Origin of the sequence: Streptomyces vietnamensis, from assembly GCF_000830005.1 — a bacterium.
Lineage (GTDB): Bacteria > Actinomycetota > Actinomycetes > Streptomycetales > Streptomycetaceae > Streptomyces > Streptomyces vietnamensis.
In genome coordinates this window covers 3,705,674-3,725,270 of the sequence record NZ_CP010407.1, presented here as the reverse complement: position 1 = coordinate 3,725,270, position 19,597 = coordinate 3,705,674, and the positions used below count along the sequence as shown (strand labels likewise).

21 protein-coding genes are annotated in these 19,597 nt (G+C 71.4%); 13 read left to right on the top strand and 8 right to left on the bottom strand.

Annotation, left to right across the window (positions count from 1 at the left end):
• The first annotated feature begins 55 nt into the window (after positions 1-55).
• Positions 56-520, top strand: a complete 465-nt coding sequence (locus SVTN_RS16495) for a hypothetical protein (RefSeq protein WP_041129784.1) — start codon at positions 56-58, stop codon at positions 518-520.
• A 14-nt stretch (positions 521-534) separates the two neighbouring features.
• Here the strand turns inward: SVTN_RS16495 and SVTN_RS16490 are convergent, their stop codons facing one another.
• Positions 535-1,950: an FAD-dependent oxidoreductase gene (locus SVTN_RS16490; RefSeq protein WP_041129783.1), complete on the bottom strand. Its 1,416-nt coding sequence runs from the start codon at positions 1,948-1,950 to the stop codon at positions 535-537.
• A gap of 114 nt (positions 1,951-2,064) precedes the next feature.
• On the opposite strand from SVTN_RS16490, the gene SVTN_RS16485 reads away from it, so the two are divergent.
• Both SVTN_RS16485 and SVTN_RS16480 read left to right on the top strand, forming a co-directional pair.
• Positions 2,065-2,625, top strand: coding sequence for a TetR/AcrR family transcriptional regulator (locus SVTN_RS16485; protein ID WP_041129782.1), 561 nt, complete (start codon positions 2,065-2,067; stop codon positions 2,623-2,625).
• Positions 2,626-2,678: 53 nt separating this feature from the next.
• Positions 2,679-3,164, top strand: a complete 486-nt coding sequence (locus SVTN_RS16480; RefSeq protein WP_041129781.1) for a MarR family winged helix-turn-helix transcriptional regulator — start codon at positions 2,679-2,681, stop codon at positions 3,162-3,164.
• A 52-nt stretch (positions 3,165-3,216) separates the two neighbouring features.
• On the opposite strand, the gene SVTN_RS16475 is transcribed toward SVTN_RS16480, so the two are convergent.
• Entirely contained in the window at positions 3,217-3,957 is a 741-nt protein-coding gene (locus SVTN_RS16475) for a Mut7-C RNAse domain-containing protein (RefSeq protein ID WP_041129780.1), read from the bottom strand.
• Between the two features lie 224 nt (positions 3,958-4,181).
• Complete coding sequence (locus SVTN_RS16470) at positions 4,182-5,033, bottom strand: NmrA family NAD(P)-binding protein (protein WP_041129779.1); 852 nt, start codon at positions 5,031-5,033, stop codon at positions 4,182-4,184.
• Positions 5,034-5,161: 128 nt separating this feature from the next.
• Here SVTN_RS16470 and SVTN_RS16465 point away from each other — a divergent pair, with 128 nt between their 5' ends.
• Positions 5,162-5,596, top strand: coding sequence for a GNAT family N-acetyltransferase (locus SVTN_RS16465; protein ID WP_041129778.1), 435 nt, complete (start codon positions 5,162-5,164; stop codon positions 5,594-5,596).
• On the opposite strand, the gene SVTN_RS16460 is transcribed toward SVTN_RS16465, so the two are convergent.
• The 3 genes from SVTN_RS16460 to SVTN_RS16450 are packed head-to-tail and all read right to left on the bottom strand — an operon-like array spanning position 5,593 to position 7,265.
• A complete protein-coding gene (locus SVTN_RS16460; RefSeq protein WP_041129777.1) occupies positions 5,593-6,111 on the bottom strand; it encodes a GNAT family N-acetyltransferase in 519 nt (172 codons plus the stop codon). The genes SVTN_RS16465 and SVTN_RS16460 overlap by 4 nt on opposite strands.
• Before the next feature lie 14 nt (positions 6,112-6,125).
• Positions 6,126-6,980: a helix-turn-helix domain-containing protein gene (locus tag SVTN_RS16455; RefSeq protein WP_041129776.1), complete on the bottom strand. Its 855-nt coding sequence runs from the start codon at positions 6,978-6,980 to the stop codon at positions 6,126-6,128.
• Positions 6,981-7,022: 42 nt separating this feature from the next.
• On the bottom strand, positions 7,023-7,265 hold the full coding sequence (locus tag SVTN_RS16450; RefSeq protein ID WP_041129775.1) for a hypothetical protein: 243 nt from the start codon (positions 7,263-7,265) through the stop codon (positions 7,023-7,025).
• A gap of 180 nt (positions 7,266-7,445) precedes the next feature.
• Between SVTN_RS16450 and SVTN_RS16445 the strand changes: the two genes are divergently transcribed.
• Positions 7,446-8,285, top strand: coding sequence for a substrate-binding domain-containing protein (locus SVTN_RS16445; RefSeq protein ID WP_041129774.1), 840 nt, complete (start codon positions 7,446-7,448; stop codon positions 8,283-8,285).
• Positions 8,286-8,303: 18 nt separating this feature from the next.
• Here SVTN_RS16445 and SVTN_RS16440 read toward each other — a convergent pair whose 3' ends face one another.
• Positions 8,304-8,708, bottom strand: a complete 405-nt coding sequence (locus SVTN_RS16440) for a MerR family transcriptional regulator (protein WP_041129773.1) — start codon at positions 8,706-8,708, stop codon at positions 8,304-8,306.
• A gap of 115 nt (positions 8,709-8,823) precedes the next feature.
• On the opposite strand from SVTN_RS16440, the gene SVTN_RS16435 reads away from it, so the two are divergent.
• A complete protein-coding gene (locus SVTN_RS16435; RefSeq protein WP_041129772.1) occupies positions 8,824-10,839 on the top strand; it encodes an APC family permease in 2,016 nt (671 codons plus the stop codon).
• 60 nt (positions 10,840-10,899) lie between these two features.
• On the opposite strand, the gene SVTN_RS16430 is transcribed toward SVTN_RS16435, so the two are convergent.
• Positions 10,900-11,502 carry a hypothetical protein gene (locus SVTN_RS16430; RefSeq protein ID WP_078908379.1) on the bottom strand — a complete coding sequence of 201 codons (603 nt, stop codon included), beginning with the start codon at positions 11,500-11,502 and terminating at the stop codon, positions 10,900-10,902.
• Between the two features lie 231 nt (positions 11,503-11,733).
• On the opposite strand from SVTN_RS16430, the gene hemL reads away from it, so the two are divergent.
• The 7 genes from hemL to ccsB all read left to right on the top strand — a co-directional run bounded on the left by hemL (position 11,734) and on the right by ccsB (position 19,575).
• Positions 11,734-13,089: a glutamate-1-semialdehyde 2,1-aminomutase gene (gene hemL / locus SVTN_RS16425; protein WP_052499672.1), complete on the top strand. Its 1,356-nt coding sequence runs from the start codon at positions 11,734-11,736 to the stop codon at positions 13,087-13,089.
• Complete coding sequence (locus SVTN_RS16420; protein WP_041129769.1) at positions 13,086-13,760, top strand: histidine phosphatase family protein; 675 nt, start codon at positions 13,086-13,088, stop codon at positions 13,758-13,760. The genes hemL and SVTN_RS16420 overlap by 4 nt, the downstream gene beginning before the upstream one ends.
• Before the next feature lie 294 nt (positions 13,761-14,054).
• Positions 14,055-15,344: a polysaccharide deacetylase family protein gene (locus SVTN_RS16415; RefSeq protein WP_041129768.1), complete on the top strand. Its 1,290-nt coding sequence runs from the start codon at positions 14,055-14,057 to the stop codon at positions 15,342-15,344.
• A gap of 77 nt (positions 15,345-15,421) precedes the next feature.
• Positions 15,422-16,039: a TlpA family protein disulfide reductase gene (locus SVTN_RS16410; RefSeq protein ID WP_041129767.1), complete on the top strand. Its 618-nt coding sequence runs from the start codon at positions 15,422-15,424 to the stop codon at positions 16,037-16,039.
• Between the two features lie 4 nt (positions 16,040-16,043).
• The gene (locus SVTN_RS16405; RefSeq protein ID WP_041129766.1) at positions 16,044-16,781 is read left to right on the top strand and encodes a cytochrome c biogenesis CcdA family protein; all 738 of its coding nucleotides are present in this window, start codon (positions 16,044-16,046) and stop codon (positions 16,779-16,781) included.
• 5 nt (positions 16,782-16,786) lie between these two features.
• A complete protein-coding gene (resB, locus tag SVTN_RS16400) occupies positions 16,787-18,496 on the top strand; it encodes a cytochrome c biogenesis protein ResB (RefSeq protein WP_041129765.1) in 1,710 nt (569 codons plus the stop codon).
• Positions 18,493-19,575, top strand: a complete 1,083-nt coding sequence (ccsB, locus tag SVTN_RS16395) for a c-type cytochrome biogenesis protein CcsB (RefSeq protein WP_041129764.1) — start codon at positions 18,493-18,495, stop codon at positions 19,573-19,575. The genes resB and ccsB overlap by 4 nt, the downstream gene beginning before the upstream one ends.
• Positions 19,576-19,597: the final 22 nt, after the last annotated feature.

The following is a 19,597-nucleotide window of genomic DNA, read 5'->3' as shown; positions in this document are numbered from 1 at the left end:
CTTGTCAGAATATGTGATGGGTTGTGGTTATTTTGTGCCTATGCGTGGATTGCGGATGGGTGTGCTCGGGGTCGCTCTCGCGGCCGTGATGGTGGGTGCGGGCGGGAGTGCCGGTGCCGTGGGGCCGGTGGCCGGGACCGAGGCGGATCTGTCCCATCACGGGCATGTCTCCCTCTGGGACGGGAGGGTCGGTGTCTGGCTGGTCAGTGAGAACCACGGGCCCTCCGACGTCTCCCAGGCGACGGTCCGGCTCGCCTTCTCCGAGCCGATGGCGGGCGGCCAGGAGCTGCCGCCGGCCTGTCTCTGGAGCAGTGACCGGGTGGTCTCCTGCCGGACGGGCCGGCTCAGGGCCGCGGGGGGCGCCGGCGAGCTGGCGCTCGACCTGCGGACCGCGGGCTTCCCGGATGAGATGACGGTCGAGGTCACCACGGCCTGGCGGGACGGGGTGGCCGACCGGAACCCGCGGAACGACCGGCATCGTGTGCTGGTGCTCGCCACCGGGGATCCGTACGTCTTCTGAGCCGGGGTCGTCGGTCAGTTGCTCGTCCAGTGGACGTAGCCGTCGGGGCGGACCAGTACGGCCGTCCTCTTCGCCGGGTCCGTCCAGGTGGCCCGGATCAGGTGCTTCGCCGTGACGGGGGCGGTCGACGGCAGCGCCGGGGCCGGTCCCCCGGGGGCGATCAGGACAAACTCGCCCTGGCGGAGCAGTTCGTAGAGGCGTCCTTCGCGCAGGCGGGCGTCGGGTGCGCGGCGGCCCGAGGGGCGGCCGGTGCCCGGTGCGGGGGCGTACGCGATGTCGATGCCGCTGAGCATGCCCATGGCGCGGGCCGAGGCAGGCGGGATGGCGTTCACGAGGTGGGCGGCGAGGGAGCGGGTGGCGCGGGTGAGGGGGGTGTGGGCCATCGCGAGGCGGACGATCGCGCCGCTGCTGCGGAGCACCATGGCGCCGACGGGGTGGCGCTCGGACTGGTAGCTGTCGAGGAGGGCCTCGGGGTCGGGCGCCGTGCCGCGGAGTGCGGCGGTGAGCTTCCAGGAGAGGTTGGCGGCGTCCTGGAGGCCGGTGTTCATGCCCTGGCCGCCGGCGGGGGAGTGGACGTGGGCGGCGTCCCCGGCGAGGAAGGCCCGGCCGACGCGGTAGGCGGGAGCCTGGCGCTCGTCGCTGTGGAAGCGGGAGATCCAGCGGGGGTCGTGCATGCCGTAGTCGGTGCCGAGGGCCTTGCGGGCGATCTCGCGGATCTCGTCGAGGTCGACGGGCTCGCTGTCGGCGACCTGGCGGGTGCGGGTCCAGCCCATGACCCGGTACCAGCCGTCGCCGAAGGGGGCGAGGAAGGCGAAGGTGTCTCCGGAGCCGTTGACGCTGAAGACGTCGGCGGGCTCCTCGGCCAGGCGCACGTCGGCGAGGACGATGGAGCGGATCACGGAGTGGCCGGGGAAGGGCAGGCCGAGGGCGGTGCGGACGGAGCTGCGGTGGCCGTCCGTGCCGACCAGGTAGCGGGCGCGGAGGGTGAGCGGGGTGCCCTCGGGGTCGGTGAGCTCCGCGGTGACGCCCTCGGCGTCCTGGCGCAGTCCGCGCAGCTCCGTGCCGTACCGGAAGGTGACGCCCGCGTCGACCGCGCGGCGCTCCAGGAGGCGCTCGACCTCGTACTGCGGGGTGACGAGCAGGTGGTTGAAGCGGGTGGGCAGGCGGGTCAGGTCCAGGTCGAGGCGGCCGAAGAGTCGTGCCGTGGTGAGGGTGGTGCCGGTGGCGAGGAGTTCGTCCGCGAGGCCGCGGGCGTCGAGCTGCTCCAGGGTGCGGGCGTGGACGCCGAAGGCCCGGGTCATGTTGCCGAGGCCGTGCGGGCGGCGCTCGACGAGGGTCACGTCGATGCCGGCGGTGGCGAGGTCGCCGGCGAGCAGGAGGCCGGTGGGGCCCGCGCCGACGACGAGTACGTCCGTGTTCGTGGTGCTCATGGCTTCCTCCAGGGTGCCCACGATCGTTTGCCAACAGTTGTTGGTCAACGCTTGTTGGCAACGGTAGGGCGGTCCCGATGGTGTGTCAACACCCGTTGGCCTACAGTTGTTGGTATGACGACCGTCCGCCGCTCCGACGCCACCCGGGCCGCCATCCTGGAGGCCGCCCGCGAGCGCTTCGCCTCCGACGGATACGAGCGCGCCACCATCCGTGCCATCGCCCGCGACGCCGGGATCGACCCGTCGATGGTGATGCGCTACTACGGCAACAAGGAGGGGCTCTTCGCCGCCGCCTCCGAGATCGAGATCGGCCTGCCCGAACTGGGCGCCCTGCCCGCACAGCACATCGGGGCCGTCCTGGTCACGCACTTCCTGGAGAGCTGGGAGCGCGACGAGGTCCTCACCGCGATGCTGCGGGTGGGCGTCACCAACGAGGCCGGCGCCGCGCGCATGCAGGAGATATTCGCCCAGCAGATCGGGCCGGTCGCCCGGGGCGTCTGTCCCGACCCGGCGGAGGCCCCGCGCCGGGCGATGCTCGCCTCCTCCCAGATTCTCGGCATGGCGCTCGCCCGCTACGTGCTGCGCCTGCCGCCGGCCGTCGAGATGTCCACCGAGGAGGTCGTGGCCTGGCTGGGGCCCACCGTGCAGCGCTATCTGACCGCCGAGACGCCCTGAGCCTTCCGGGGCCGGGCCGTGACCGCGCGCTGTCTGATCCGTACAATATCTGCATGACGCAGAAGAGTTCCGTCCGGCGCGAGGCGCTCATGACCGAGCTGCACGGGGAGGCCCGCCGCTACATGGCCGCCTACGCCCTGTTCAACCAGGCCGTCGCCGACCACCTGGGGCTCCACCCGACCGATGTGCAGTGCCTCAACCTGCTCAGCCTGGAGGAGGGCCCGGTGACCACCGGGCGGGTCGCCGAGCTGACCGGGCTCACCACCGGCTCCGCGACCCGGCTCGTCGACCGGCTCGAACGCTCCGGCTATGTGACCCGCGAGCGCTCCACCGAGGACCGGCGCCGGGTCCTGGTGGCGCTCGTCCCCGAACGGATGGCCGAGCTCGGCGCACTCTGGCGGAAGCTCAACAGCACCTGGGGCACGATGTTCGACGTCTACAGCGACGCCGAGGTCGCCCTGCTCATCGCCCACATGCGGCGCACCGTCGAGGTCAGCGCCGCGCAGATCGAGCGACTGCGGAGCGGCGACCTGGACTGAGGGGGCGCCGGGGCGGGCCTCTTCGGACGGGCGCGCCCCGGCGGGCCGCCGTCTAGTGCGCCGCCGCCCCGCCGAACTCTCGCACCGCGTCCGAGACGATCGCCTCCAGGCGTGCGTGGTGGGCGCCGCGCCAGTAGACCCTGCCGCACTCCACGCACTGCGCGAACACGTCGTACGTCTTCTCCGTGCCCTGCTCCAGCTGCTCGCGCACCGCGTCCTTGTCGGCGTCGCTCAGCTCCCCGTTGCACGCCGTGCAGCGGGTCCAGGGCGCGAGCGGCGGCGCGAACCGCTCCAGCACGTCGCGCAGCTGGTCCTCCGGCCGGTCGCTGTAGACATAGGCGCCCGCCCACAGTTCACGGCGGCGCAGCAGGCCGCGGTCCCGCGACAGCATCACGCGCCGCTCGCGCGCGGAGAGCGCGGCGAGGGCCGGGTCGCCGATGTCCTCGCTCTCGTACGCCGCGTCCACGCCGAGCAGCCGCAGGCGGCGGGCCAGCGTGCCGAGGTGCACGTCGAGCAGGAACCGGAGCGGTGCGCCGGGCGGCACCGTCTGCGGGCGGACGACGTCCTCCACCTCCACGGTCTCGCCCTCGGCGGGGATGTGCGAGGTGTCCACAGGGCGTCCGTCGACCAGGAGCCGGCCGGTCTCCGTGAGCGGCACGCCCAGGGACTCCACGACGTGGCCGAGCGACGAGGTGCCGTCGGTGGTCAGGGGGGTGCGGCCTGCGCGGCGCTCCGCCGGGACGAAGAGGTGGAGGGCGGGGGCGAAGCTGATGTGGATCTCCGGTCCGTTCACGGGGACAGGATGGCACCGGGGGTTGGTGGGGGGCCAGGGAATTCGGTCCTCCCCTGGCGCGGGCCCGCCGCCTGGTAGGTGCCGGGTCCTCCGGGCCCTGACCCGCACCACCAGCGCGCCGCACCGCACGTGCGGGTTCAGGCGCGGGGAGCTCGGGCGCCGCTAGGGGCGCCGTTCCGTTGTGCCCACCCGTTCCGCCCCGGCGGAACGCATGCCCACAACGGTCAGGAGGTGAAGGCCTCTGTGTGGTCTCTGGTCCAGGTGGTGAAGGTGCGGGCGGGGTGGCCCGTCAGGGTTTCGATCGTTCTTGTCAGGGGGGTCGGGCGGCCGTCGTGGGAGGCCCAGTAGGCGAGGAGGGCGTTCGCGAACGGTTCCGGCATGAAGGCCGCGACCGATTCCTTCCAGTCCTCCGGGGTGACCGTCGTGTACGGCGCGGGGCGGCCCGTCACCTCGGCCACGATCGCCAGCTGCTCGGTGAAGTCCAGCGACTCCGGGCCGGTGAGGTGGTACGAGGAGCCGCGCAGCCGGGGTTCGGTGAGGACCGCGAAGGCGGCCTCGGCGACATCGCGCTCGTGGATCGGGTCCCCGTAGGCGTGCGGATACGGCAGGGCCGGGCCGTGGCCGTCCTTGAGCGCCCACGCCCACTGCAGGGCGTTCGTGGCGAAGGCGCCGGGCCGGAGGTGGGTGGCCTCGAAGGTGCCGGAGGCCGCGGCGGCCGACAGGGCGCGCTCGGCCGCGAGGTGGGAGGCCGCGATCGGGTTCTCGGCGGCGTCCGGGGCCAGGACGGAGCTGGAGGAGAGCAGGGCGATGTGCTCGACTCCGGCGGCGCGGGCCCGGTCGGCGAAGGTGCCGGCGTGTGCGGCCTCCGCGTACAGGAAGACGGAGTCGACGCCTTCCAGGGCGGTGTCGAAGGTGGCCGGGTCGGTGAGGTCACAGTGCACGGTTTTCACGCCCGGGGGTGGGGAGAGGTCCGTGGGGTTCTTGGATCCGGCCCTGGCCTCGATGCCCGCGGCGTCGAGCAGGTCGAGCAGGGTGGTGGCGACCCGGCCGCGGCTTCCGGTGACGAGGACGGTCATGAGGGGGCTCCTGTCTTCATCTGTGTTGCGCATTGTGTGTGTTGCGCGTTGTCTGCGTTGCGCAGATAAATATCCTTGGTCGTGCCTCGGTCGTCAACCCTGAAAAAACCTGGGGTACCGTCCCCGACATGAAGATCATCGAACTCGCCCCCGGCGACCCCCGGCTGGAGAGCGACCTCCTGCCGGTCCTCTCCGAGCTCCGCCCCCACCTCACCCCGGAGCTCTTCCGCGAGGTCTACGAGGCCGGGCACCCCGAGGGGCTGCGGTTCACCGCCGCCTACACGGACGACGGCCGCTGCGTCGGCGCGGCCGGGTGGCGGATCATCAACAACACCAGCTCCCTGCGCAAGCTCTACGTCGACGACCTGGTGACCGCCGCCGCCGACCGCTCCACCGGCGTCGGGCACGCGCTCGTCGCCCACCTGGAGGAGCACGCCCGCGCGGCCGGCTGCCACGAGCTCAACCTGGACTCCGGCACCCACCGCACCGGAGCCCACCGCTTCTACCTGCGCGAACGCTTCGACATCGTGGCCTTCCACTTCACCCGGTCGCTCACCGACTAGCCGAGGTCGAACCGCCAGTCGTTGCAGCGCATCGGGCGCCCCGGCGGGTACTCGAAGCCCCGCTCGCCGAGCAGCTCGAACCCGGCCTTGCGGCACACCGCGTTCGACGCGGCGTTGTCCGCGGACGGGAACGCGTGCAGATGCCGGTGCAGCCCCGCGGCCCGGGCCTCGGCGATCACCGCGCGCGTGGCGGACGTCGCCAGGCCCCGGCCCTGGAAGCCCGGCAGCACCGCCCACCCCGTCTCGTACACCGGCTCGCCGTCCCAGGTCCGCGTCCAGAAGCCGATGCTGCCCGCCACGACCTCCTCCGGCAGCAGCACGATCCGGAACATGCGCCCCGCCCCCGTGGCGTCGGCGCTCAGGTCCACGTACCGCCGGTGCCGCCTGACCAGCTGCTCCTCGGTCTCCGGGCCGCCCAAGTGCCCCATCAGCTCCGGTGCGTTCAGGGCGCGCAGCAGGCCCGCGTCCGCCTCGGACCAGGCTTCGAGGCGTATCTGTGATGGGTGGTCGATCATGTCCGTACGGTAGGTCAGGCCACTGACACCGCGCGGGCGTACGCGGTCGGCGGCACCCCGATCGTCGCCGTGAAGTCCCGTACGAGATGGGCCTGGTCGCTGTAGCCCAGCTCGGCGGCGAGCGCCGCCCAGTCCGGGACGCCCGCCGCCTCGGCGCGTTCCAGGGCCTCGTGGATCCGGTAGCGCAGGATCACCCACTTCGGGCCGACCCCGACATGGCCGGCGAACAGGCGCTGGAGCGAGCGCGCCGACAGACCGCTCGCCGAGGCCAGCCGGGACACCTTGCGGACCGTGCGGTCCGAGCGGATCAGGTCCACCAGCTCCATGGCCTGCTCGGCCGCCGGGTCGGGCGCCGGGCCGTGGGCCAGGAGGAAGGCGTCGAGCGCCGCCACGCGCGCGTGGTCCTCGTCGGGGGACAGCACGGCTGCCAGGGGGTCCGCTTCCTCGTCGTCCGCGAACACCTCGCCCAGCGGCACCCTGCGGCCCGTCCACGCCGACACCGGCCACGCGGGCGCGAAGGGCCGGAAACCGCCGGGCCGGAACTGCACCCCGCAGACCCGGCCCGTGTCCGTCAGCTTCTGCGTGAACAGGCCGAGCCCGACCCCCGACACCTCGGCCGACGCGCTCGCCGCTGCCGCCGGGGCGCCCAGCGGCCCGTACCGCTGGAAGACGACGTTCACCGACGGGTGCGGGACGAGATGGCTCGCGTACGGCTCCGGCAGCTCCCAGTCGATCAGCCAGTAGTGCTCCAGATACGGCCGCAGCTCGGGCGCCGGGACGTGCCGGCGGAAGCGGACGCGGGCGAGCAGTTCGGCGGGGTCGACGATGCCCCGGGTGTCCCGGCGGGGGCGGGGATCGGTGGTGGCCATGGCCCGGATGCTAGGGCCTGTCCGGCCCTAGGGCCTGTGCGGTCAGCGCAGGCGGCCCGCCTCGCCCAGGGTGAGCCGGGAGACGACCTGGCCGAAGGCGCGCTCCTCCGCGGGCGTCAGCTCCACCGACTCCTGCGGGTGCCAGACCCGCTCCAGCGGGATGCCCGCCGGCTCGCGGCGCGCGCGGGCGCGCAGGCTCAGCGTCAGCCACGTCACCGTCGAGACGGCGAGCAGACCGAACAGCGTGATCACACGGGGGTCCGAGAACGGGCCGGGCAGGGACATGGCTCACTCCAGGGCGAGAGGGCCGCCCGTACCCGGCGTGCCCCGGCAGGTGGCGCGCGCGTGCGCGACGGCGCTGACGATTCCTACTGCTTCCTCCCGACCTGTTTAGTTAACACCACTCTGGGGGACTTCCGGCAGGGGGACCGGGACCGAAGTCCCGGCCGGGGAGGGAGCAGCCGCATGTCCGGAACGCAGGCCTGGGGATTCACCGACGACAGGGGTACGGAGCTGGGGGCGGCCCGTGTGCCGCTGCGCGTGGTCGCTTATGTGCGGGCGGGTGCGGCGCTGCTCGACCTGGGGGTGACACCGGCCGGCGTCTACGGCTCCGGGCACGACGGCGAGGTCCTCGACCCGGCCAAGGCGGGCGGCCTCGGGGCGGCCGGGGTGCCGTACCTCGGGCCGGGCCGGGCCCTGGACGAGGCGGCGCTGCGGGAGCTGCGCCCGGACGTGATCGTCGACGTGACCTACGACGGCAAGAGCCCGTACGCGCTCGACGAGGCGGTCGCCGAGCGGCTCGGGGTTCCGCTCGTCGCGCTCTCCGTCGGCAATGAACTCACCCTGCCGGCGATCCTCGACCGCTTCGCCGCATTGGGCGCCTCACTCGGGGTGGAACCGGCGGCCGACCCCGCGCCCGCTGTCGAGCTCGCCGCGGCCGAGGCCGCGCTCCGGGCCGTCGCCGCGCGGTCCGGGCTCGTCGTGCTCGCGCTCTCCGGGGCGGGACCCGAGCAGGCGCATCTGGCCCGGCCGCAGGCCTGGCCCGAGCTGGCGCACCTCGCCGGTCTCGGTGTCCGGCTGCTCGACCCCGGCCCCGGGCCCGGCGCCAACTGGCTCACCGGCGACTGGGCCAGGGTCGTCGAGCTCCGTCCCCGCCTTGTCCTCTTCGACGAGCGGGAGCACGCGACCCCGCCGTACGAGCTCCCCTCCGGGGTCCGCCTCACCCCCTGGAACCCCGAGACCCCGCCCAGCCCCGCCGCCTACGCCCGCTTCTTCCGCGTCCTCGCCGAGGCACTGACGGCTTAGCGCCGAGGCGCCGACGGCTCAGCCCAGGCTCGTGCGGAGCGAGTCCGCGAACTCCTCCGCGCGGGCCAGCTGGGCCCGCAGCTCGGCGACCCGCTCCGCCGCCGCCGTCTCGTAGCGGCGGACGCGGGCGACGAGGGCGGCCCGCTCGTCCGGTTCGAGGGCGGTGTCCGTGTCCGGGCGGTCGGCGGACAGCAGGTCCACGGCCGTGAGGAGCTCGCGGGTCTCGTCGAGGGTGAAACCGAGCGGCTTCATCCGGCGGACCACCATCAGCCGGGAGACGTCCGCGTCCGTGTAGAGGGGGAAGCCGCCCGGAGAGGCCGCGGACGGTACGACCAGGCCGCTGTCCTCGTACTGCCGGATGGTCCGCAGGGGCAGCTCGGTCCGTGCGGCGACCTCGCCGATCTGCATGGGCCGACCGGTCATGCGTACTGCGCTCACGCGTCTGGTCCTTCCTCGTGCGGGGCTCCTCAGGGCGTGCGGGCTCCCTCAGGGCGCGGCTTCCGCGCATTACATACCATTCGTCCTAACTTCAGCACTTATGAGAGCTGGAAATGCGGCGAAACGCCTGCTCGTCGGCCGTCCGTTGGACAGCGGGCGGCTCGGGGAGACCCTGCTGCCCAAGCGGATCGCCCTGCCGGTCTTCTGCAGCGACCCGCTCTCCTCGGTCGCCTACGCCACCGAGGAGATCCTGCTGATCCTCGCCCTCGGCGGCCTGGCCGTGCTCCATCTGGCCTGGTACGCGGCGGTCGGCATCGTCGTGCTGCTCCTGGTCGTCGTCGCCTCCTACCGGCAGACCTGCTACGCCTACCCGGGCGGCGGCGGGGCCTATGTCGTCTCGGCCGAGAACCTCGGGCGGCGGGCGGCGCTCACCGCCGCCTCCGCGCTGCTCATCGACTACGTGATGACCGTCGCCGTCTCCGTCGTCTCCGGGGTCGCCGCCATCACCTCCGCCGCCCCCTCGCTCGACGGGCACGCCGTGGCCATGTCGGTGTTCTTCGTCGTGGTCCTCGCCTGGATGAACCTGCGCGGGGTGCGCGAGTCGGGGCGCTGGTTCGCCGCCCCCACGTACGCCTTCATCGCCGTCGTCTACCTGATGTTCGCCGTGGCCGGCATCCGGATGGCGACCGGCGCGACGATCCGCGCCGAGTCCGCGGCCCTGCCCGTGGAGCAGGTCTCCACCTACTCGGGGCTCGCGCTCGTGCTGCTCGGCCTGCGGGCCTTCGCCTCCGGCTGCACCGCGCTGACCGGTGTCGAGGCCGTCAGCAACGGCGTGCCCGCCTTCGCGAAGCCGAAGAGCCGCAACGCCGCCATGACGCTCGCGATCATGGGCGGGCTCTCGGCGACCATGTTCTTCGGGATCACCGTGCTCGCCATGGTCTACGAGGTCCACGTCGCGGAGGACCCCACGGAGCTGGGGCTGCCTCCCGGCACCCCGATGTCCACCGCGCTCGCCCAGATCGGCCGGGCCACCTTCGGCGACTGGCACGTCCTCTTCTACGCGCTCCAGGCCGTCACCGCGGGCGTCCTGATCCTCGCCGCCAACACCGCCTTCAACGGCTTCCCGATGCTCGCCTCGGTCCTCGGCCGGGACCGGTACGCGCCCCGTCAGCTCGTCCACCGCGGCGACCGGCTCGTCTACTCCAACGGCATCGTCCTCCTCGCGCTCGCCGCCATCACCCTGATCGTGGCCTTCGACGCGCAGCTGACCCGCCTCATCCAGCTGTACATCATCGGCGTCTTCGTCTCCTTCACCCTTTCCCAGGCCGGCATGGTCAAGCACTGGCGGCGAGAACTCGCCACCCCCGCCGGAGCCACCTACGCCGGGGCCGCTTACGCCGGAGCCGCCTACGCCGGGGCCACCCCCGCCGGAGCCGCCCCCGTCGCCCGTCACACCATCCGCCGCCGCCTCGCGATCAACGCCTTCGGCGCCTGCCTGACGGCGGTCGTCCTCGTCATCGTCCTGATCACCAAGTTCACCCACGGCGCCTGGCTGGTCGTCATCGCGATGCCCGTGCTCTACGCCGGGATGAAGGGGGTGCGGCGGCACTACGACGCCGTCGCCGCCGAGGTCGCCGTCGCCCCCGGGGACCGGCCCCACACCCTCGCCGAGAACCACGTCCTCGTCCTCGTGGCCTCCGTCAACGCCACCAGCCTCCGCGCGCTGTCGTACGCGAAGACCCTGCGCCCCGACTCGCTCACCGCCGTCACCGTCGCCGAGGACCCGGCGGAGGTGGAGGTGCTCCGCGCGACCTGGGAGGCCCACGGCATCGACGTGCCGCTGCGGGTGCTCAGCTCCCCGTATCGCTCGATCGTCCAGCCCGTCATGCGGCACGTCCGCGACGCGCCCGAGCGGACGGGGGATTCGGTGATCTCGGTGGTCATCCCCGAGTACGTGGTCGGGCACTGGTGGGAGCAGCCGCTGCACAACCAGAGCGCGCTGCGTCTCAAGACCCGTCTGCTGTTCATGAAGAACGTCGTGGTCATCGACGTCCCCTACCGGCTCGCCTCCGCCCGCGAGCTGGCCGCCGAGAGCACCGGGACCCCCTCGGCCTAGCCGAACGCGCCGGGCCCCCTCGGCCTAGCCGAACGCGCCGGGACCCCTCGGCCTAGGGCCTCACGGCCAGACCAGGCAGTACGGCTGGTGTCCCGCCTCGTGGAGGCGGACCGAGAAGTCCTGCCACTCGTGGAGGAGCTGGTAGACGTCGAAGGCGTCGCGCGGGCCGCCGCGGTCCGGGACCGTCGACCAGATGAAGGCGGCCGCGCCGACCGACTCCTCGCCGATCCCGCGCAGCGGGTCGACCACGGTCATCGGCAGCTTCACCACCGCGTAGTCGGGGTGCAGCACGACCAGCTCGAGCGGGGGCACCTTGTGCAGGGGCATGCCCTGGATGCCGGTCAGGACCATGGCCGCTATGGTCTCGGGCTTGATCTTGGTGAACATGCCGCCCATGCCGAGCTCGTCCCCGCCGAGCTCCTCGGGGCGCATCGAGATCGGGACCTGGGCCGCCGTGGCGCTGTTGGGCGCGCCGAAGTACTTGTAGGTCACCCCCAAGCTCCGACCCCCGGTGACAGGGGGCGGTTCCGCAGCGGGCTCCGGCCTCGGCCGGCCCTCCGCGGCGGTCGGGTCCTCCGTCCGCCGGCGCCGGTGCCTCCCCCGCCGGGCAGACTCCGGACCCAGGTCGTCCGTCCCCTCGCCCGGTCCGCCACCGCGATGCATATCTCCACCCGACTGCTTTTTCTCGGCAACACGACCCCGCCGCGCAACCCGATCATCGTGTCAGTGACCTCCCCCGCGTTCGTACGGTGAAACACCTGTCCGCAAGAACGCCGTGGCCTCTGACACCATGGATTCCGTGAGCCATCTCTATGACGCCCCAGTTTCGCAGACGCGGAGGGGAAGCGCCCCGGCGTAATACAGAGGATGCTCACCGCCGTCCCTCCGTTCCCGATGTCGTGCCCGAAGTCGTTCTCGCAGGTCAGGATCACAGTGCCGTATTCATACGAAGCCCCAGTCTCACAGACGCTTTTCGACCGCGCTTCCCTCGTGACGCCCGGCGGCGTGAACTCACCGGTGCGTGCCTTCCGGGCCGTGGGCGGAACGCCCCGGTTCATGGTGTCCGGTACCGGTCCGTACCTCACCGACGCGGACGGTCGTGAGTACGTCGACCTGGTCTGCTCGTGGGGGCCGATGATTCTCGGCCACGCGCATCCCGAGGTCACCGCCGCCGTGCAGGCCGCCGTGGCCCGCGGCACCTCCTTCGGCACGCCCGGCGAGGGCGAGGTCGCGCTCGGCGAGGAGATCGTCGCGCGGATCGAGCCGGTCGAGCAGGTGCGCCTTGTCTCCTCCGGCACCGAGGCCACCATGTCCGCGATCCGGCTCGCCCGCGGTTTCACCGGGCGCGCGAAGGTCGTGAAGTTCGCGGGCTGCTACCACGGCCACGTGGACGCGCTGCTCGCCGCGGCCGGTTCCGGTCTGGCGACCTTCGGCCTCCCGGACACGCCCGGTGTGACCGGCGCCCAGGCCGGGGACACGATCGTGCTGCCGTACAACGACCTGGACGCGGTGCGGGCTGCGTTCGCCGCGCACCCGGGCGAGATCGCCTGTGTGATCACCGAGGCCTCGCCGGGCAACATGGGCGTCGTCCCGCCGGTGGCCGGCTTCAACCAGGGCCTGGCGGACCTGTGCCGGGAGAACGGCGCGCTGTACATCTCCGACGAGGTGATGACCGGTTTCCGTACGAGCCGGGCCGGCTGGTACGGCGTCGACGGCGTGAAGCCCGACCTGATGACCTTCGGCAAGGTCATGGGCGGCGGCTTCCCGGCGGCCGCGTTCGGTGGCCGCGCGGACGTCATGGGGCACCTGGCGCCGGCCGGTCCGGTCTACCAGGCGGGCACCCTCTCCGGTAACCCGGTCGCGACCGCCGCCGGCCTCGCGCAGCTGCGGCTGCTCGACGAGGCCGCGTACGACAAGGTGAACGCGGTCTCGAAGGAGATCCAGGGCCTGGTCACGGGCGCGCTGGCCAAGGAGGGCGTGGCGCACCGGCTGCAGACCGCCTCCAACATGTTCTCGGTGTTCTTCACCGAGGACGAGGTGCGGAACTACGACGACGCGAAGAAGCAGGAGGCGTTCCGCTTCAACGCCTTCTTCCACTCGATGCTGGCCGACGGCGTGTACCTGCCGCCGTCCGCGTTCGAGTCCTGGTTCGTGTCGACCGCGCACGACGAGCGGGCGATCGAGCGGATCGCCGCCGCCCTGCCGGCCGCGGCCCGCGCCGCCGCGGAGGCCACGGAGGTGCAGGCATGAGCGACATCACCGTCGTCCACCTGATGCGGCACGGCGAGGTGCACAACCCCGACGGCGTCCTGTACGGCCGTCGCGCCGGCTACCACCTCTCCGAGCTGGGCCGTCAGATGGCGGACCGGGTCGCCGAGCACCTGGCCGACCGGGACATCACCCACGTCGTCGCCTCCCCGCTGGAGCGGGCGCAGGAGACGGCGGCGCCGATCGCCAAGACCCACGGTCTGGACCTGGCCACCGACGAGCGGCTGATCGAGGCGGAGAACGTCTTCGAGGGCAAGACCTTCGGCGTCGGTGACGGGGCCCTGCGCAAGCCGTCCAACTGGAAGCACCTCACCAACCCGTTCCAGCCGTCCTGGGGCGAGCCGTACGTCGAGCAGGTCGTCCGGATGATGGGCGCGCTGGACGCGGCGAAGGACGCGGCCCGCGGGCACGAGGCGGTCTGCGTCAGCCACCAGCTGCCGATCTGGATCGTCCGCAGCTTCGTGGAGAAGCGGCGCCTGTGGCACGACCCGCGGCGGCGGCAGTGCACGCTGGCCTCGCTGACCTCCTTCACGTACAAGGGCGACAAGATCGTGTCGGTCGGGTACAGCGAGCCGGCCCGGGACCTCGTCCCGGCGCACCTCCTCGCGGGCGCGAAGCCGGTCAAGGGGAAGTCGAAGGCCTTCGGGGCGTAGCCCCCGCCAGCCGGAAGGACGTACCCCCGCGAGCCGGAAGGACGTACCCCCGCGAGTCGGAAGGGCACAGCCCTGCGACCCGGAAGGGCACAGCCCCGTCGCACGAGCTGGACGTTCCCACTGGACAGCGCGGTGTCGAGCAGTCACAGTTCAGGGCGATCGGATGATGTTCATGTCATCCGGTCGCCCAAAATTTTTGTGCGATTTTCCGGAACCTCCGTGTTCCTCCCGGCATCTCACTCATTGTCGGTTTGGATGACGTTTAGGTCATACGTCAGCGCGAATGGGGATGTCATGCGCGGGATCAGCGGGATCAGTCGAAGGGGGCTGCTGGGGGCGGGCGTTGGGGCCGCTGCGGCGATGGGGCTCGCCGCATGCAGTACCGACAACAAGGACAAGCCGGGACGTTCCGGACCCGGCAAGGGGGGTGACGTCTCGGCAGACCCGGGTACGCCCACCCCGACCAAGGACGACGCCCGGCTCATCGGCGACGGTTCCACCGCCGACACCGGCAAGCAGCCGCACCAGCCCGACGCCCCCGTCCCGCTCGAACCCGGCCAGACCCCGCCCCAGTTCGTGATCTTCTCCTGGGACGGCGCCGGCGAGGTCGGCAACGGCCTCTTCCCGCGCTTCCTCGAACTCGCCAAGAACAACGACGCGGCGATGACCTTCTTCCTCTCCGGGATCTACCTCCTCCCCGAGTCGAAGAAGCACCTCTACCGCCCGCCGAACAACCCCGTCGGCGCCTCCGACATCGGCTACCTCACCGACGCGCACATCAAGGAGACCCTGAAGTACGTCCGGCAGGCCTGGCTCGACGGCCACGAGATCGGCACCCACTTCAACGGGCACTTCTGCGGCGGCTCCGGCTCCGTCGGCAACTGGACCCCCGGCCAGTGGCAGAACGAGATCGACCAGGCGACGAAGTTCGTCACCGAGTGGAAGACCAACAGCGGCTGGACCGACCTCGACCCGCTGCCCTTCGACTACTCCAAGGAGCTCGTCGGCGGCCGCACCCCCTGCCTCCTCGGCCAGGACAACCTGCTCCCCACCGCCAAGCGCCTGGGCTGGCGCTACGACGCCAGCTCGCCTGGCGGCCGCCAGACCTGGCCCGTCAAGCGCCAGGGAATCTGGGACCTCCCGCTCCAGGCCGTGCCCTTCCCCGGGCACTCCTTCGAAGTCCTCTCCATGGACTACAACATGCTCGCCAACCAGTCGAAGAACACGACCAAGGGCATGCCCTCGCGCTATCCGGGCTGGCGCACGCAGGCGGCCGAGGCGTACCTCTCCGGCTTCAACCGCGCGTACGAGTCGAATCGCGCGCCTTTCTTCATCGGCAACCACTTCGAGCAGTGGAACGGCGGCATCTACATGGACGCCGTCGAAGAGGCGCTCAAGGGAATGGCCGGAAAGAAGGAGGTGCGGCTCGTCTCCTTCAAGCAGTTCGTGGACTGGCTCGACGTCCAGGACCCGCGGATTCTGGAGAAGCTGCGCTCGCTGGAAGTCGGACAGAAGCCCGCGGGCGGCTGGAACGCCTTCCTCAGGCCGGACGTCTCTACCCCCTCTTCCACCCCGACCGCTTAGGCGATCTTGACAAGGGGCTTTACGGGCACGTAGGGGGGTGCCCAAGATCCCCCAAACGCCCATGCGAAACTTTTCACATGAGCCTTAGCCGTGCACCCCGCCGCACCCGGCGCACCCTGGTCGCCGTCGGAATGCTGTCCGCCGCCGCCCTCACGCTCTCGGCCTGCGGCGGCGGCGACAACGGAAAGTCCGGCGGCGGCGGCAACACCAACTTCGTGACCAACCCGGGTGGCATCTCCACCGTCGCCAAGGGCGAGCGCACGGCCCCGAACGACATCGCCGGCGACACCCTCGAAGGCAAGAAGCTCGACGTCGCCGGCCTCAAGGGCAAGGTCGTCGTCCTCAACGTCTGGGGCTCCTGGTGCGGCCCCTGCCGCGCCGAGGCCCCGCACTTCGCGAAGGTCGCCAAGGACCTCGAAGGCAAGGGCGTCGAGTTCGTCGGCCTCAACACCCGCGACTTCAACAAGCAGCAGGCGCTCACCTTCGAAGAGGACTACGGGATCCCCTACCCGAGCCTCTACGACCCGCAGGGCAAGCTGATCCTCTTCGGCTTCCCCAAGGGCACTCTCAGCCTCCAGGGCATCCCCTCCACCGTCGTCCTCGACAAGGAGGGCAAGATCGCCGCCCGCTCGCTCAAGGCGCTCAACGACGAGGAGCTCCGGTCGATGATCGAGCCCCTCCTCAAGGAGAAGTGAGCCGGTGAACGAGACCGTCACCAGCGGAGCCCTGCTGCTCGCCCTGCCCCTCGCGGTGCTCGGCGGCCTCGTCTCCTTCTTCTCGCCGTGCGTGCTCCCGCTCGTCCCCGGCTACCTCTCGTACGTGACGGGGGTCACCGGCACCGACCTCGCCGAGAGCCGCCGCGGCCGGATGACCGCCGGTGCCGTGCTCTTCGTCCTCGGCTTCACCGCCGTGTTCGTCTCCGGCGGCGCGCTCTTCGGCTACTTCGGGGCGACGCTCCAGGAGTACCGCGAGACGCTCACCACGGTCCTCGGCGTGCTCATGATCCTCATGGGCGTGTTCTTCCTCGGCCTGATGCCCTGGTTCACCCAGCGCGAGTTCCGCTTCCACAAGAAGCCCGCTGCCGGACTCATCGGCGCCCCGCTGCTCGGCGCGCTCTTCGGCATCGGCTGGACCCCGTGCATCGGCCCGACCCTCGCCTCCGTCAACGCCCTCGCCCTGGAGCAGGCCAGCGCCGGACGCGGGGCGGTACTCGCCTTCGCGTACTGCCTCGGGCTCGGCGTACCGTTCGTGCTCGCCGCCATCGCGTTCCGCAAGGCGCTCGGCGCCTTCGGCTGGGTGAAGAAGCACTATGTGTGGGTCATGCGGATCGGCGGCGGCATGATGATCGTCACCGGAGTCCTCCTCCTCACAGGCGCGTGGGACAGCATGGTGGCCACGATGCAGGGCTGGTCCAGCGGTTTCACGGTGGGGATCTGAGTTCCATGAGCAAGACCGATACGACGGAGCAGCAGGACAACCTCGGCGAGGCCGGGGCCCAGCTCTCCACCGCACCCACCGAGGACCGCGGTGACACCGTCATCGGCGGCCCCACCCTCGGGGTCTTCGGCTGGATCCGCTGGTTCTGGCGGCAGCTGACCTCCATGCGGGTCGCGCTGATCCTCCTCTTCATGCTGTCCCTGGGCGCCGTCCCCGGCTCCCTCATCCCGCAGAACAGCGCGGACGAGCTGAAGGTGCAGACCTTCAAGGACGCCCACAAGACCCTCACCCCGCTGTACGAGAAGCTCCAGTTCTTCGACGTCTACAGCTCGGTGTGGTTCTCCGCGATTTACATCCTGCTGTTCGTCTCCCTCATCGGCTGCATCGTGCCGCGCAGCTGGCAGTTCGTCGGCCAGCTCCGCAGCCGCCCGCCGGGCGCCCCCCGGCGCCTCGACCGGCTCCCCGCGTACACCACCTGGCGCACCGAGGCCGAGCCCGAGCAGGTCCGCGAGGCCGCGCTCGCCGTCCTCAAGGGCCGCCGCTTCCGCGCGCACCACGCCGGCAACGCCGTCGCCGCGGAGAAGGGCTACCTCCGGGAGGCCGGGAACCTGGTCTTCCACGTCGCCCTGATCGTGATGCTCGTCGCCTTCGCCTACGGCCAGCTCTTCAAGTCCGAGGGCGGCAAGCTGATCGTCGAGGGCGACGGCTTCTCCAACACGCTCACCCAGTACGACGACTTCAAGTCCGGCTCCCAGTTCGGCACCGACGAGCTGGAGCCGTTCAGCTTCACCCTGAACTCCTTCACCGGCACGTACGAGAAGAACGGCCCCCAGCGCGGCACCCCGCGCACCTTCGAGGCGGCCGTCGGCTACTCGCAGGGCGGCGCCGACAAGAAGGCCGTCATCAGGGTCAACGAGCCGCTCATCGTGGGCGACTCCAAGGTCTATCTGATCGCCCACGGGTACGCGCCCGTCGTCACCGTCAAGGACGGCCGCGGCAAGACCGTCTTCCACGGCGCCGTGCCGCTGCTGCCGATCGACAACAACATCACGTCGACCGGCGCGATCAAGGTCATGGACGGCTACCGCGACAAGAACGGCAAGAAGGAGCAGCTGGGCTTCCAGGCCTTCTTCGTGCCGACCTTCGCGGGCGAGGGCAGGGGCACGATGTTCTCGCAGTTCCCGGCGCTCGACTTCCCGGTCATGGCGCTCACCGGCTTCCACGGCAGCCTGGGCGTGGACTCCGGTCTGCCGCAGAACGTGTACCAGCTCAACACCGCCAAGATGAAGCAGTTCGCCGTCAAGGGCGGCACCGGCAAGGCCAACCGCCTCCTGCCGGGCGAGACCATGACGCTGCCCGACGGTGCCGGCTCGATCACCTTCGAGAAGGACATCAAGGAGTGGGCGAGCTTCCAGATCTCGCAGCAGCCCGGAAACGGCCTCGCCCTCACCGGCGCGATCGCCGCGATCGCGGGCCTGACCGGTTCGCTGTTCATCCAGCGGCGCCGGGTCTGGGTCCGGGCCGTGCGCGGTGAGGACGGCGTGACCGTCGTCGAGATGGCTGGGCTCGGCCGGAGCGAGTCCGCCAAGCTGCCGGAGGAGCTGGGCGACCTCGCGGTCGCGCTCACGGCGGAGGCCCCGCCCACGGCCCCAGTACCGGAACCCGCGGAAGAACCCGCAGAAGACCCTGCCCCTTCTGGAGAGGCCGACAAGTGATCCTCGCCGCCACGACCAACGAGAGCATGGCGCAGATGAGCGACCTGCTCGTCTACTCCTCGATGGCCGTCTACACCCTGGCCTTCTTCGCCCACATCGCCGAGTGGGTGTTCGGCAGCCGCAGCAAGGTCGGCCGCACCGCCGCCGCCCTCACGCAGCAGGCCCAGGCCGCCCCGGCCGCCGTGACCGTCCAGGTCAAGCAGGCCGGCGGCACCGCCGTCCTCGACAAGCCGAAGGTCGTCACGCGCTCCGCCGCCGGCACCCGTGACGTGCCGGACGGTCCCGGCGCGGCCGGCGGCACCGTCCAGGGCGACCTGTACGGCCGCATCGCCGTCTCGCTCACCGTCCTCGCCTTCCTGATCGAGGCGGCGGGCGTGGTCAGCCGGGCGCTCTCCGTGCAGCGGGCCCCCTGGGGCAACATGTACGAGTTCTCCACCACCTTCTCCACGGTGGCGGTCGGCGCGTACCTCGGCTTCCTCCTCGCGAAGAAGAACGTCCGCTGGATCGGCCTCCCCCTGGTCACGACCGTCCTGCTCGACCTGGGCATGGCCGTCACCTGGCTGAAGACCCCCAGCGACCAGCTGGTCCCGGCGCTCGACTCGTACTGGCTGTGGATCCACGTCTCCACCGCGATCTTCTGCGGTGCGGTCTTCTACCTCGGCGCCGTCGCGACCCTGCTGTACCTCTTCCGCGACTCGTACGAGAACAAGCTCGCGACCGGCGGCAACCCGGGCTCCTTCGCCCGCTCCGTCCTGGAGCGGCTGCCCGCCGCGGCCTCGCTCGACAAGTTCGCCTACCGGGTCAACGCGGCCGTCTTCCCGCTCTGGACCTTCACGATCATCGCCGGCGCGATCTGGGCCGGCGACGCGTGGGGCCGCTACTGGGGCTGGGACGCCAAGGAGGTCTGGTCCTTCATCACCTGGGTCGGTTACGCGGCGTACCTGCACGCGCGCGCCACGGCCGGCTGGAAGGGCCGGAAGGCCGCGTACATCGCGCTCATCGCCTTCGGCTGCTTCCTCTTCAACTACTACGGCGTCAACATCTTCGTGAACAGCAAGCACTCGTACGCGGGCGTCTGAGCTGGCACCGGGCCTGTCCCGG